The following is a 13,057-nucleotide window of genomic DNA, read 5'->3' as shown; positions in this document are numbered from 1 at the left end:
TCAGCGCCCCTCTTCCGGGTCTGATCCAACGTTGGCAGGCGGCGGCACCCAGCCCTGATGGCCATCCACGCCAAACCCGTCCTTGGCATTCAACAGCTCTTCTTCCATACGCGCATTGAGCTCCTTGGCCAGCTCAACAAACTCGGCATTGTCCGCCAGCAAGACCCCCGGCTTATGCACCGCCGCCGTTTTTACCAGCAAATCCCGGTCCGCTTTGGTAAAGCGGCGTGCCAGTTGCTCGGCCTGAAAAGGATGGATCCCAAGCGCCTCATAGGCGGCCCGTCCGGCCCGAACCGCACTGTCAAACGTCTCGCGAATGATGTCTTTGGCGCCTGCACTGTAAAGATCATAGACATGGCCCCGGTCTACCGCTCGCGCCACGATATGCACATGCGGATGATGGCGGGCCACATGCTCCACCAGATGGGTGATCTGATCTTTGCCATCAATGGCAATCACCAGCATCTTTGCGTCTTCAATCCCGGCCGCATGCAACAGATCCGCCCGCGTGGCATCGCCAAAAAACACTTTGGTATCAAAGCGGCGCAGCATCTCCAGTTGGTGGGAGGAATAATCCACCACCACCGGCTGTTCCCCGATCTGGCGCAGCATCCGTGCCACGATCCCACCAAACCGCCCATACCCTGCCACGATGATCTTGCTGCGGTGATCAATATCCTCCGCCGCCGCGTCCTGCGCCTGTAAAAACCGTGGCGCAATCCCCCGATCATAGAGGATAAACAGCCCCGGCGTCAGCAACATAGAGAGGGCCACCACCAACAGCGCGATCTGTGCCACCTCCGGCGGGATCACATGGCTTGCCACCGTAAAGCTCAACAACACAAAGCCAAATTCCCCGGCCTGTGCGAGCCCCAAAGTGAACAGCCAACGGTCGCTGCCGGTCAGCTTGAACATCCGGGCCAGCGCATAAAGCACCCCTGCCTTCAGCGCCATCACCCCAAGCGCGGCGCCGATCACGAGGGCAAAATTCCCCCACAACAGGCCAAAGTCGATCGCCGCGCCCACAGTCATGAAAAACAGCCCCAACAGGAGCCCCCGAAACGGATCGATATCGCTTTCCAGCTCGTGGCGGTATTCACTATTGGCCAGCACCACGCCCGCCAGAAACGTGCCCAAAGCAGGCGACAGCCCCACCAGCGACATCAACAGCGCGATCCCCACCACCAATGCCAGCGCCGTGGCCACAAAGACCTCGCGCAGATTAGCCATCGCCACAAAGCGAAACAGCGGCCGGGCCAGAAAATTGCCAATCACACCAATCGCCGCAACCGCCGCAAGCGTGATCATGGCCACCTGCCAGCCGGGGCGCCCCTCCACGAGGCTCATCGCAGCGTGCCCATCCCCATGTCCATCCCCATGTCCATCACCGTGCTGGTCCGCAGAAACCTGCCCGGCCACATCCGCAAGCTCAGGCATCGCCAGAAGCGGCAACAGCGCCAGCATGGGAATGACCGCAATGTCCTGAAACAACAGCACCTGAAAAGAGTCCTGCCCGCCCTGCGCCTGCATCAGCCCCTTTTCGTTCAAAGTCTGCAGCACAATCGCCGTGGAGGAGAGCGCAAAAACCATGCCCAAAGCCAGCGCAACACTCCAGCTCAGGCCAAAGCCCATGCAGATCACCGCAATCAGCCCCGTGGTCACCGCCACCTGCAACCCGCCAAGCCCCAGCAGACGCCTGCGCATCGCCCAAAGCATCTTCGGGTCCAGCTCCAACCCGACAAGGAACAGCATCATCACCACGCCAAATTCGGCAAAATGCTGAATTTCAATGATATCCACATGCAACCAATGCAGGATTGGCGAAATCACAATCCCCGCGATCAGATAGCCCAGCACAGATCCCAGCCCCAGTCGCGACGCCAAAGGCACCGCCAGAACCCCGGCAATCAGAAAAACAGTGGCCAGCAACAAAAAACCGGTCATTGGATCACCTCGTTCAGATCATGCTCTTGCACCACATCCAGCGCATTGGCTTTCTCAAGCAGCACCCGGTCATCACGCAGCCCGATCAACCAGCGCCGCCAGCCTTCGGCATGCGGCCCCAAACCGCCATTCTCCCGCTTCTCAAGCGCACCGTAGAGCACATAGGGAGAGAGGAAGCGCATGTGGCAAAGCCGGGCTGTCTGCTCCATCGGGGTGAGCAGCGTGCGCAGATCAAACCCATTGTAGCCATCCGCCCCATAGGCCTCCTGCGGCGCACCACAGGTGATGCCCATAGACCAGTATTTTCCGGCAAGCGCCTGACCTTCGCGGCCATAGGCAAACCCATGCTGCAGCACCAGATCCTGCCATTCCTTGATCAGAGACGGGGTCGAATACCAAAACAGCGGATATTGAAACAGGATCGCATCATGCGCCAACAGGCGGTCCTGCTCGCGCGCCACATCAATATCAACTCGCGGATATTCCGCGTATAAATCGACAAAGGTGATACCCTCGACCGATTGTGTTGCCGCATTCATCGCCTTGTTGGCCATGGAATGCACGGCACCGGGATGCGCCTGATAGACCAATACACGCATTGGATGATGTCCTCCCCACCGGAATGCCCTACCGGGGTTTTTGTTCGCTCAGAGCACCTTGCCAGCAGTTTTTCCGAAGGCCAAGCCTGCAAGCTGTGCATCCACTCACAACGAGGGCTGCAAAGAAAAACGCCGCTCCGGAGAGCGGCGTTTTCTGATCTTGTCTTGCTTTGGCTTAACCGCCGAAGTCATCCAACATGATGTCTTCGCGGTCCACACCCAGATCAAGCAGCATGTTGATCACAGACTGGTTCATGATGGGCGGACCACACATGTAGAACTCGCAGTCTTCTGGGGCTGGGTGGTTCTTCAGATACTCTTCAAAGAGAACATTGTGGATAAAGCCCGTGTAGCCTTTCCAGTCATCCTCCGGCATCGCATCCGACAGCGCCACATGCCATTCGAAGTTGTCGAATTCTTCTGCCAGCTGGTCGAAGTCCTCAACAAAGAACATCTCTTTCTTGGACCGCGCACCATACCAGAAGGTGATCTTGCGATCACGGTTCTCAAGGCGTTTGAGCTGATCAAAGATGTGGCTGCGCATCGGCGCCATACCGGCACCACCGCCAATGAAGACCATCTCTTTTTGTGTCTCGCGGGCAAAGAATTCCCCAAACGGACCAGAGATTGTCACCTTGTCACCTGGCTTCAGGTTGAAGATGTAGCTCGACATCTGACCCGGAGGAATGCCCTGACTGCCCGGAGGGGGCGAGGCCACACGCACGTTCAGCATGATCAGGCCTTTTTCATCCGGGTAGTTCGCCATCGAATACGCACGTTCAATGGGCTCGCTCACTGTGGATTCATACTGCCACAGGTTAAACTTGTCCCAATCCTCGTGATACTCTTCCTGAATCGCAAAATCCTTGTAGGAGAGCTTGTGCGCCGGGGCCTCGATCTGAATGTAACCACCAGCGCGGAAGTTCACATCTTCGCCTTCCGGCAGTTCCAGAACGAGGTTTTTGATGAAGGTCGCGACGTTGTCGTTGGAGCGTACAGTACACTCCCACTTCTTCACGCCAAACACCTCTTCAGGCACTTCGATGTCCATGTCCTGCTTGACTGCCACCTGACAGGACAGACGGTCGCCACAGCCCGCTTCACGCTTGGTGATGTGGCTCTCTTCCGTCGGCAGGATCGACCCGCCGCCGGAATGCACTTTCACACGACACTGCGCACATGTGCCACCACCACCACAGGCGGACGGCACAAACAGCTTCTGCTCCGCCAGCGTCTGCAACAGCTTGCCACCTGCGGGAACGGAAATGGTTTTCTCACCGTTGATGGTGATGTTCACGTCACCCGTGGACACAAGCTTAGACCGTGCCGCCAGAATGATCGTCACCAATGCAATAACGATCAGGGTGAACAGAAGGATACCTAATCCAAAAGTTGCCATATCTGTCTTGCCTTCCTCAGAGTTTCACGCCGCTGAAGGACATGAAGGCCATCGCCATCAGACCTGCGGTGATGAAGGTGATGCCTAGGCCCTGAAGACCATCGGGAATGTCCGAATATTTCAGTTTCTCACGCACACCGGCCATCGCGGTGATTGCAAGCGCCCAGCCAAAGCCGGAGGAAATACCGTAGGTGGTTGCCTCAGCAAAGTTGTAGCCGCGTTCCACCATGAACAGCGAGCCGCCCATGATCGCGCAGTTCACTGTGATCAGCGGAAGGAACACGCCCAGCGCGTTGTAAAGCGGTGGGAAATACTTATCGAGCACCATCTCAAGGATCTGCACCAGCGCGGCAATCACCCCGATATAGGAGATCAGGCCGAGAAAGGTCAGATCCACATCCGGGAACCCGGCCCATGCCAGTGCGCCGGGCGCCAGCAGGTTGTTCAGGATCAGATTGTTCGCCGGAACCGTGATGGCCTGCACGATCATCACCGAAATCCCCAGCCCCATGGCCGTGGAAATCTTTTTGGACACGGCGATAAAGGTACACATGCCGAGGAAGAAGGACAGCGCGAGGTTTTCAACAAAAACCGCTTTGACTGCCAGAGAAATCAAGGCTTCCATCAGTGCGCCTCCACCACTTGGATTTTATATTCACGCGCTTCAACCTGTTCTGGCTTCCAGCTGCGGAACGCCCAGATCAACAGACCGATGACAAAGAACGCAGATGGCGGCAGCAACAGCAGACCATTGGGCACATACCAGCCACCGTTGTTCACGGTTTCCATTATGGTGATGCCAAACAGCGACCCAGAGCCAAACAGTTCACGGATCACACCCACCAGCATCAGGATCAGACCATAGCCAAGACCGTTGCCGATACCGTCGATGAAGGACGCAATCGGTGGGTTCTTCATGGCAAAGGCTTCCGCCCGGCCCATCACGATACAGTTGGTGATGATCAGACCCACAAACACCGACAGGGTTTTGGAGATCTCATAGGCATAGGCTTTGAGCACCTGATCCACGATGATCACCAGCGAGGCGATGATCACCATCTGCACGATGATCCGAATCGATCCGGGGATCTGGTTGCGGATCATCGAAATGAACATGGATGAAAACGCCGTTACTGCGGTCACCGCGATGGACATCACGAAAGCCACCTGCAACGAAGACGTCACCGCCAGCGCAGAACAGATGCCCAGAACCTGCAAGGTGATCGGGTTGTTGTCGACCAATGGGTCGATCAGCATTTCTCTACGAGTTTGTGCCATCAGATCTCTCCCGCTTTGAGGTTCTCAAGGAAGGGCGCATAGCCAGCTTCGCTCATCCAGAAACGCACGAGGTTGTTCACGCCCACGCTTGTCAGGGTCGCCCCAGCCAGCGCATCTACGTGGAAGTCTGCACCAGCAGGCGGCGCAGCTCTGGCAACGGTGATTTGCAAATTGCCATCTTCATCTGCAAGCCGCTTGCCCGGCCACAGCGCTTTCCAGCGTGGGTTGTCCACTTCCGCACCCAGACCGGGAGTCTCGGCGTGGCTGTAAAACTGCAGACCAAAAATGTCGTTGCCGTTGGCTTCAAGCGCAATGAAGCCATAAAGCGTCGACCAAAGACCATAGCCGTGGATCGGCAGGATCACCCGGTCAATGGCGCCCGCGTCATCGCGCAACAGATAAACGGTCACAAAGCGGGACTGACGTCCGATACCGGCCGGATCGTCTTCCAGCGCCACAGAGGTCTCTGGATTGTCGGCAGCCGCACGGTCATCAAAAGTGGCCGCATCGAACTTATCGGTGAATTCACCTGTCGCCAGCTCCAGAACATGCGGCTCAAACGCGGCAAAGGCTTCCAGTACGTCCACTTCAGGATCATAGACACCGGCAACCTGCAGAATATTGATCTGCTTGTCTTTCAGCTTGTTGATTTCCTGCACAGGCCGCAGGGATACCGCAACAGCGGACACCACCATGGAGGCGAGCAGACAGAGGGTTACGGCCACAAAAACGGTCTTTGGCACAGAGTCAGGTGGCAGTGCCAGAAAACGCCGGATCGGGCCCATTTGCTTAGTATCCTCAGGCATGGCGTTTAGCTCTCCGTTTGATATTGGCTTGGATCACGAAGTAGTCGATCAGCGGCGCAAACACGTTGCCGAACAGGATCGCCAGCATCATGCCCTCAGGGAAGGCCGGGTTGATCACACGGATCATCACAACCATGAAACCGATCAGCGCGCCGTAGATGTAGCGGCCCACATTGGTGTGGCTCGCAGACACAGGCTCGGTCACCATGAACACCATGCCAAAGGCGAAACCGCCCACAACAAAGTGCCAGTACCAAGGCATGGCAAACATCGGGTTGCTGTCAGAGCCAATGGCGTTCAGCAGCAGGGTGAAGCCAATCATCCCCGCCATACAGCCCACAACCAGACGCCAGTTGGCAATTTGCGTGATCAGCAGGAAGCACAGACCAATCAGACAGGCCAGTGCCGAGGTCTCACCAATGGAGCCCTGAACGGTGCCCACAAAGGAGTTCATCCAGTTCATGCCCTGTGCCGCCAGCTGCTCATAGCCAGCAGAGGAAGAGACAGACAGCGCGGTTGCACCAGAGAAGCCGTCAACCGGGGTCCAGATCGTGTCACCGGACATGTTTGCCGGATAGGCAAAATACAGGAAAGCACGGCCAGTCAACGCCGGGTTCAGGAAGTTCTTGCCGGTCCCGCCAAAGACTTCTTTGCCGATCACCACCCCAAAGGAAATGCCCAACGCAACCTGCCACAATGGGGCAGACGGTGGCATGATCAGGGCAAACAGCATGGAGGTCACAAGGAAGCCTTCGTTCACCTCATGGCCACGCACCGTGGCAAAGATCACTTCCCAGATGCCCCCAACCACAAGCGTGGTGATGTAAATCGGCAAGAAATACAGCAACCCATGGGCAAAATTTGCCAGCGGGTTGCTGGCATCAAAACCAATGCCCAGCGCAGAGATAATCGCCGCGCGCCAGCCACTTGGTGGGAAAGTCTCATAGGCCGAGTTGACCTGCAGACCCACATTGTAAAGCCCCATGATGATACAGGGGATTGTGGCGATCACGACATAGGTCATGATCCGCTTCATATCGACATAAGAGCGGGCGTGTGGCGCCGCAGTCGTGACCGTCTTCGGAGTGAACAGAAAGCTCTCCACCATCTCATAGATGGGGAACAGCTTTTCGTATTTGCCACCCTTCGTGAAGTTCGGTTCGATCCGATCAAAGAAGTTACGCACTCCCATCAATCAGCCCTCCCGTTCAATCTTAGTAAGGCTATCGCGCAGCGCTTCGCCGTATTCATATTTCGCCGGACAGGCAAACCCGATCAGACCGAGGTCTTCTTCGTCCAGCTCCAGCGCTCCCAGCTTCTGTGCTTCGTCGGTGTCCATCACCAACAAGGCCCGTGTGAGCTGCGTTGGCAGGAAATCCTGCGGCATCAGTTTTTCAAAAGTGCCCAGCGGCACCATCGCACGCCGTCCACCATTCAGGTTGGAGGTCAGCGGGTAAAGCTTCTTGGAGAAAGCAGAGCCCAGCACTGGCAGGAAAGAGTATTTGCTTGGCATCGGACGGATCCAGCCCATCGGGATCTGCTTGTGATCTTCTTCGATCAGCGTCACCTGACGTGCATAGCGCCCAAGATAAGCTTCCACCTCTTCTCCGGCATAGCCGCTCAGGATCGAGCCGGACACCAGACGCACAGGCACGTCGCTGTTCATCTCACCTGCGGTCAGATCCGTCAGAGAAGCCCCATCCACGGTGCGCACCAGACGCGGCTTGGCACAGAGCGGCCCACACAGTGCCACGACGCGTGTGCTGTCGATCTTACCCGTGGTCAGCAGACGCCCAATGGCAATCACATCATGATACCCGATGGTCCAGACCGTCTTCGCGGCGCTTGGTGGCTCCAGGAAATGCATATGTGTGCCTGCAAGCCCGGCAGGGTGCGGACCGGAGAAGGTCGCGACCTCAACACCGTCCACACTTGGCACATCAGCGCCCGGCGCATGACAGAGATACGTCTTACCTTCAGTGAGACCCGCGATCGCCGCCAGCCCTTTGGCAAAGGCCTCTGCCGCATCTGCAATCACAACCGCCGGGTCCGCCGCAAGCGGCTCCGTATCCATTGCGTTCACATAGATCGCCGCGGGCGTCGTATCCGCTTCAGGCACTTTTGAGTAAGGCCGCGTGCGGAATGCGGTCCACAGACCCGCCGCACAGAGCCGCTCAACCAGACCTTCGCGCGTGCTGATGTCTCCCACATCGGAGAAGTCCACCGGCTCAGCCGCGGCAGCATCCACCTCGATCACAACGCTCAAAAGCTTTCGGCGCGCGCCCCGGTTGATCGCTTTGACGCGACCGGAGACCGGCGAAACCACTTTTGTTTCTGGTGAGTCTTTATGCGCCAGAATCGGCGCTCCTGCGGCTACTATATCGCCTTCTGATACGGCGATACGTGGCTTCAATCCAATATAGTCGGCCCCCAAGACCGCCACGGTTTTTACCGCTGCAGCCTCATGGATTCCGTCGCCGGGGGCCCCGGTGATCGGAAGGTTTAGGCCTTTTCGTAGCGCAAAATGCTGCACGCCAATGCCATCCTGTCGTTAGGTTCGTCTTACAAGTCTTGTCTGATTGCGCCTGCCGTATACGCGGAGTCTCGCCCAACAACCAGTCCCAATACGGTCACTTTCCTATTGTTTCTGACTTACCAGAGCAATAACGTGCGCTCGAAATTCCGCGCCAGACCAGCAGGCGTTGCAAACTGCCGCAAAAATTCGCTGATGCGCTGGCGGTTTGCCCTTCCTTAGCCCAGTTGACGTAACGTTGATTCTTATGCCCAAACTCTCCCGCCGCAGCTTTATCTTCATGACGCTGGCATTGGCAGCCTGCAAACGCGGTGCCGCTGACCTGCTGCTCACCGGACAGACTATGGGCACAAGCTATTCGGTGGTGGCAGTCAATGACGCGGACGTCGACCCAAAAGAGCTGGATGCCGCATTGCAGGACGCGCTGCAGGACGTGGACATCAAGATGTCGAACTGGAACCCCGCTTCAGAGGTCTCCGCGATCAATGCGCACCGAAGAGCCGATCCCCTGCCCCTCTCCGCAGACATGGCCACCTTACTGAAGGCCGCAGAGGATGTGCATCACGCCAGCGACCGGCAGTTTGACATCACGCTTGGCCCTTTGATTGATCTCTGGGGCTTCGGCGCAGCCCGGCCACCGGGCAGCGTGCCGCCCGATGCCGAGGTTCGGGCCACACAGATTCACACCGGCCAAAGCCGCGTTCTATCCTTAGATGGGCAGACCGTGACCAAACATGTGCCTGAGGGAGGCCTTTATCTCTCCGCCATAGGCAAGGGTTTTGGCGTCGATCGCCTTGGCGCGGTGCTCGCGGATTTTGGCCTCACCAACTACATGGTGGAAATCGGTGGCGATATCGTCACTTCCGGTCAAAATGCTGAGAGCAGGCCTTGGCAAATCGCCATAGAAGAGCCAGATGCTCTGCAAAGAAGTATTCTTAAGGTTGTGGGTGTATCCAACGTTGGCATGGCCACCTCTGGAGATTACCGCAACTACTTCGAAAAGTATGGCATCCGCTATTCACATATTCTGGACGCCCAGACCGGGCGCCCGGTCACACATACCACCGCGTCCGTCACGGTGCTGGCTGAAAACGCCATGCTCGCAGACGCCTGGGCCACGGCATTGCTTGCACTTGGCACAAAACGCGGTATGCAGATCGCCGAAGAGCGCGGCATTGCGGCGCTCTTTATAGACAGGAACACGTCTTCCGGAGACATGCGATTCGTCTCCGAAGCCAGCACGCAATTTGACGTCGTGCAACTCGGGTAGAAAAGGCATACCTCTCATGGAAACGTTTATGATCGCATTTGCGCTGCTGCTTCTGGTCACGCTGGGCATGTCGCTTGGGGTGATGTTCATGGGCAAAACCATCAAAGGATCCTGCGGCGGGCTCAACGCGATCAGCGGTTCCGACAAATGCGTGGTCTGCGCCAAAGACATCGATCCGGACAGCCCGCTGCGGGAACGTCTGCAATGTCCACGTGCACGCAAAATGCTTGAACAAATGGAAGCGGAAGACACCGTTCAGAGCTGAAAAATCTGTTGTTAGTTTGAATTTTTCAAATGCCGCACCGTCTCGTGCGGCATTTTTTGTTGCGCGCCTCACTTGGTCTGTGCGCGATCATATTCCATACGCTGCCGGCGCACTTCTTCCATCTGCTCATGAGACCAAAACACCAGTGGCTTGAGCATCTCCAAAAGCGTGCGCCCCAGAGGGGTGAGCTCATATGACACGGCGATCGGCGGCCCCGTCTCGACCGAACGGGTGATATAGCCGTCCCGCTGCAATCCGCGCAGATTGTCCGTCAGCACACTTTGCGTAACATCGCCAATACAGCGCTTCAAATCTCCAAACCGCTTGGGCTCATCTTCAAGCGCAAGGATGATGATCATCCGCCACTTGCCCGTCACATTAGACAGCACAGAACGGATCGAGCAGTTGGACGCCTCCGCCTTATTCGCAACACCAATCGGTAGCATTTTACACCCTCGTATCAACTGAAGACCATCTGCACATCTACGCCAAGAACATCTGAATACGCAAGCTCGCCTGTCCTAGGTGGTAGCTTTCACCCTACCTGGTTCGTTCAAAGTACGTAATTGCTATCTAGTATTAATTAGCTACCACTTAAGGAAAAACATCGAATCAAAGGAAAACAACATGACCCCCAAAGAACTCGTCCTCGCCTTTTTCACCGCCGCATTCGTTGATCACGATCCACAGGCTGCAGACGCCTTGGTCACCCCGGATTATATTCAGCACAATCCACAGATCCCCACCGGCGCACAGGGGCTGGCTGGCTTCATTCCAATGGTCGCACAATCCGGCATGACCGTGACAACCCACCGCGTCCTCGCCGAAGGGGATCTGGTGGTACTGCACAGCAGCTTTGACAACGCCGATGCCTTCGGCGCACCCAGCCTCGCGGCCTTTGATATCTTCCGCGTGCAAGACGGCAAAGTCGCAGAACATTGGGACAATCTACAGCCTATCCCGCAAACCACAGCCTCCGGGCGCGGCATGCTTGACGGCCCAACAGAGATCAAGGACCACGACCATACAGAAGCCAACAAAGCGCTGGTGCTGGGGTTTGTGCGCGACGTCCTTGGCGGCGCCGCGCCCGAGAAGGCACCGCAATATTCAGAAGTCTACATGCAGCACAATCCACAACTTGCCGACGGCATCGATGGGCTGATGGCAGGCACAAAGGCCTGGGCTGACCAGGGCTATGTCATCACCAAATTTGAACCACAGATCGTTGTTGCAGAAGGCAACTTTGTCTTTGTCGCCTCAGATGCCAACGTCAGCGGGGAGCCATGGGCTTTCTTTGATCTCTGGCGGATCGAAGACAATAAGATCGTGGAGCACTGGGATGTGGTTGCCCCCACACCTGCCCAGATGGCGCATGACAACGGCAAGTTCTAACGCCCCTCATCCTAAAGTCGGTCGATCTGGCTGTATCCCAAATAACGCCAGACGGCCGCAGGGCGGGCGCGTACCGCGTACCGCCCAAAAGGGTCTGATCCTAGACGGGCACCACGGGAAACAAAGCCACTGCCAAAAGACAGCCCGCCGCCAGCAGGCCCGAGACCCAAAGCTGCCAGCGTGGGCCCTCCTCTTTCCAGACCCGGCGATAGCGGTGGCCCGCCAGACAGGCGAGCACAAACAGCACAGTGGCCAGCGCCGGAGAAAGCGTCACGTCAGGCAAAGAAAAATCCCCCAAAGGCGAAACTTGTGGTTAGGCTGGACCCATAACCTCTGAACTTTTTCCATGCAAGGAGCCTTCATACATGCCCAGTTCCTACCAAGCACCCAACCGCAAATCGGAAGAAAAAGCCAAGACCGTGAGCCAGTCTGCCAGCTCCAATATGTCGGCAGCCTCCGCTTCGGTGCATATGGTTTTGGACCAGAAAGGCAAAAATGTCTTTGCCATCCGCCCACAAGATACCCTGGGCAAGGCTGTGGAAGTGCTGCGTGACAAACACATCGGGGCGCTTCTTGTGACCGATGCCAACGGCAGCCTCCAAGGCATCCTGTCGGAGCGTGATATTGTCCGCAAGCTGGCTGACACCCCCGGCCAGACCCTCCCCCAGAAGGTCGAAGACGTGATGACCAGCGAGGTACAGGTCTGTGCGCCCGGCGATGCCATGGTGGATGTGCTGCGCCGCATGACCGAAGGCCGCTTCCGCCACATGCCGGTTGCAGATGACAGCGGCCTGCTGGGCATGGTCACCATCGGCGATCTTGTCAATTTCCGTCTCACCCAGCTTGAGCATGAAGCCCTGCAAATGAAACAACTCATCGTGGGCTGACACCCAGTCGCGCGCAGGCGGCCCCCGTCTGCGCGCCTCAAAGTCAGCATAAAGCCACAGCGCACCGTTGCGCAGCTGGCGCCCACACTTTATCGCTGATCTCCCCCTCCAAGAATCGCCAAATTCAACCTCACGGCCTCTGCGCCCACACCTCTGCTCCGCTTTGTCACAGGGTGGGGCCACAAGATGTTCGCGGTAACAGCTGCATTTACCAGCACAGAGCCCGTTAACCCCGGATTCACACAGGTTAACCAACTCCTTGCAAATAGAGGGTTTCCTCGGCCCACCCATAATTCCTTTACAAAAACACATGCTGTTCAGGAAATATATTTACAGATTTTCTGTTTTATTTCTGCGCCTTATTCACTTGTTTTCTCATTTGCCTATTCTGCCATCGGGGTCTCAGGTCATCGCACCTGAGAGAGGAGATTAAGTTATTGGACCGAGGGAGGAGCCTTCATGTCACTGGACGCCAAAGCACCCACCAGCTTTTCGCCATCTGCCGAACTGACCCAAAACGCTCATATTGACACCGCCACCTACGAGGAGATGTATGCGTCTTCGCTTGCGGATCCTGAGGCGTTTTGGGGAGAGCATGGCAAGCGCGTGGAGTGGATCAAGCCTTACAGCAAGGTGAAGAACACCTCCTTCGCCCCGGGCAATGTGGACATCAAATGGTTTGAA

The 13,057-nt window shown here is 56.9% G+C and carries 15 protein-coding genes; 5 read left to right on the top strand and 10 right to left on the bottom strand.

The annotated features are described in order from the left end of the window. From SHM7688_RS17740 to SHM7688_RS17705, 8 genes are all read right to left on the bottom strand, one after another. A complete protein-coding gene (locus tag SHM7688_RS17740; protein WP_083499105.1) occupies positions 1-1,944 on the bottom strand; it encodes a cation:proton antiporter domain-containing protein in 1,944 nt (647 codons plus the stop codon). Then, positions 1,941-2,543: an NAD(P)H-dependent oxidoreductase gene (locus tag SHM7688_RS17735; protein ID WP_058241291.1), complete on the bottom strand. Its 603-nt coding sequence runs from the start codon at positions 2,541-2,543 to the stop codon at positions 1,941-1,943. Before SHM7688_RS17735 ends, SHM7688_RS17740 begins: the two co-directional genes overlap by 4 nt. Positions 2,544-2,718: 175 nt before the next feature. After that, entirely contained in the window at positions 2,719-3,942 is a 1,224-nt protein-coding gene (gene nqrF, locus SHM7688_RS17730) for an NADH:ubiquinone reductase (Na(+)-transporting) subunit F (protein WP_058241290.1), read from the bottom strand. A gap of 16 nt (positions 3,943-3,958) precedes the next feature. Continuing rightward, positions 3,959-4,567 carry an NADH:ubiquinone reductase (Na(+)-transporting) subunit E gene (gene nqrE / locus SHM7688_RS17725; protein WP_058241289.1) on the bottom strand — a complete coding sequence of 203 codons (609 nt, stop codon included), beginning with the start codon at positions 4,565-4,567 and terminating at the stop codon, positions 3,959-3,961. After that, positions 4,567-5,220 carry an NADH:ubiquinone reductase (Na(+)-transporting) subunit D gene (locus tag SHM7688_RS17720; protein WP_058241288.1) on the bottom strand — a complete coding sequence of 218 codons (654 nt, stop codon included), beginning with the start codon at positions 5,218-5,220 and terminating at the stop codon, positions 4,567-4,569. The genes nqrE and SHM7688_RS17720 overlap by 1 nt, the downstream gene beginning before the upstream one ends. Beyond that, positions 5,220-6,026 (bottom strand): Na(+)-translocating NADH-quinone reductase subunit C, encoded by an 807-nt coding sequence (locus SHM7688_RS17715; protein ID WP_058241287.1) that lies wholly within the window; start codon positions 6,024-6,026, stop codon positions 5,220-5,222. The genes SHM7688_RS17720 and SHM7688_RS17715 overlap by 1 nt, the downstream gene beginning before the upstream one ends. Beyond that, positions 6,019-7,218, bottom strand: a complete 1,200-nt coding sequence (locus tag SHM7688_RS17710) for an NADH:ubiquinone reductase (Na(+)-transporting) subunit B (RefSeq protein ID WP_058241286.1) — start codon at positions 7,216-7,218, stop codon at positions 6,019-6,021. The genes SHM7688_RS17715 and SHM7688_RS17710 overlap by 8 nt, the downstream gene beginning before the upstream one ends. Before the next feature lie 3 nt (positions 7,219-7,221). After that, on the bottom strand, positions 7,222-8,559 hold the full coding sequence (locus tag SHM7688_RS17705; protein ID WP_058241285.1) for a Na(+)-translocating NADH-quinone reductase subunit A: 1,338 nt from the start codon (positions 8,557-8,559) through the stop codon (positions 7,222-7,224). Positions 8,560-8,806: 247 nt separating this feature from the next. On the opposite strand from SHM7688_RS17705, the gene SHM7688_RS17700 reads away from it, so the two are divergent. Continuing rightward, positions 8,807-9,829, top strand: a complete 1,023-nt coding sequence (locus tag SHM7688_RS17700; protein WP_058241284.1) for an FAD:protein FMN transferase — start codon at positions 8,807-8,809, stop codon at positions 9,827-9,829. 16 nt (positions 9,830-9,845) lie between these two features. Further along, positions 9,846-10,094: a (Na+)-NQR maturation NqrM gene (gene nqrM, locus SHM7688_RS17695; RefSeq protein ID WP_058241283.1), complete on the top strand. Its 249-nt coding sequence runs from the start codon at positions 9,846-9,848 to the stop codon at positions 10,092-10,094. A gap of 68 nt (positions 10,095-10,162) precedes the next feature. Here the strand turns inward: nqrM and SHM7688_RS17690 are convergent, their stop codons facing one another. After that, positions 10,163-10,540: a winged helix-turn-helix transcriptional regulator gene (locus SHM7688_RS17690; protein ID WP_058241282.1), complete on the bottom strand. Its 378-nt coding sequence runs from the start codon at positions 10,538-10,540 to the stop codon at positions 10,163-10,165. A gap of 181 nt (positions 10,541-10,721) precedes the next feature. On the opposite strand from SHM7688_RS17690, the gene SHM7688_RS17685 reads away from it, so the two are divergent. Further along, positions 10,722-11,486 carry a nuclear transport factor 2 family protein gene (locus tag SHM7688_RS17685; protein WP_058241281.1) on the top strand — a complete coding sequence of 255 codons (765 nt, stop codon included), beginning with the start codon at positions 10,722-10,724 and terminating at the stop codon, positions 11,484-11,486. Positions 11,487-11,586: 100 nt separating this feature from the next. Here SHM7688_RS17685 and SHM7688_RS17680 read toward each other — a convergent pair whose 3' ends face one another. After that, positions 11,587-11,769, bottom strand: a complete 183-nt coding sequence (locus SHM7688_RS17680; protein ID WP_058241550.1) for a hypothetical protein — start codon at positions 11,767-11,769, stop codon at positions 11,587-11,589. An 82-nt stretch (positions 11,770-11,851) separates the two neighbouring features. Here SHM7688_RS17680 and SHM7688_RS17675 point away from each other — a divergent pair, with 82 nt between their 5' ends. Together SHM7688_RS17675 and SHM7688_RS17670 are read left to right on the top strand one after the other, a co-directional pair. Further along, the gene (locus SHM7688_RS17675) at positions 11,852-12,373 is read left to right on the top strand and encodes a CBS domain-containing protein (protein WP_058241280.1); all 522 of its coding nucleotides are present in this window, start codon (positions 11,852-11,854) and stop codon (positions 12,371-12,373) included. A gap of 459 nt (positions 12,374-12,832) precedes the next feature. Further along, positions 12,833-13,057, top strand: a 225-nt coding sequence (locus SHM7688_RS17670; RefSeq protein WP_306341277.1) for an acetyl-coenzyme A synthetase N-terminal domain-containing protein, incomplete at its 3' end; no start/stop codon positions are given.

The sequence above is a fragment of the Shimia marina genome, assembly GCF_001458175.1.
GTDB lineage: Bacteria > Pseudomonadota > Alphaproteobacteria > Rhodobacterales > Rhodobacteraceae > Shimia > Shimia marina.
This window is presented reverse-complemented; position numbering and strand designations above follow the sequence as displayed.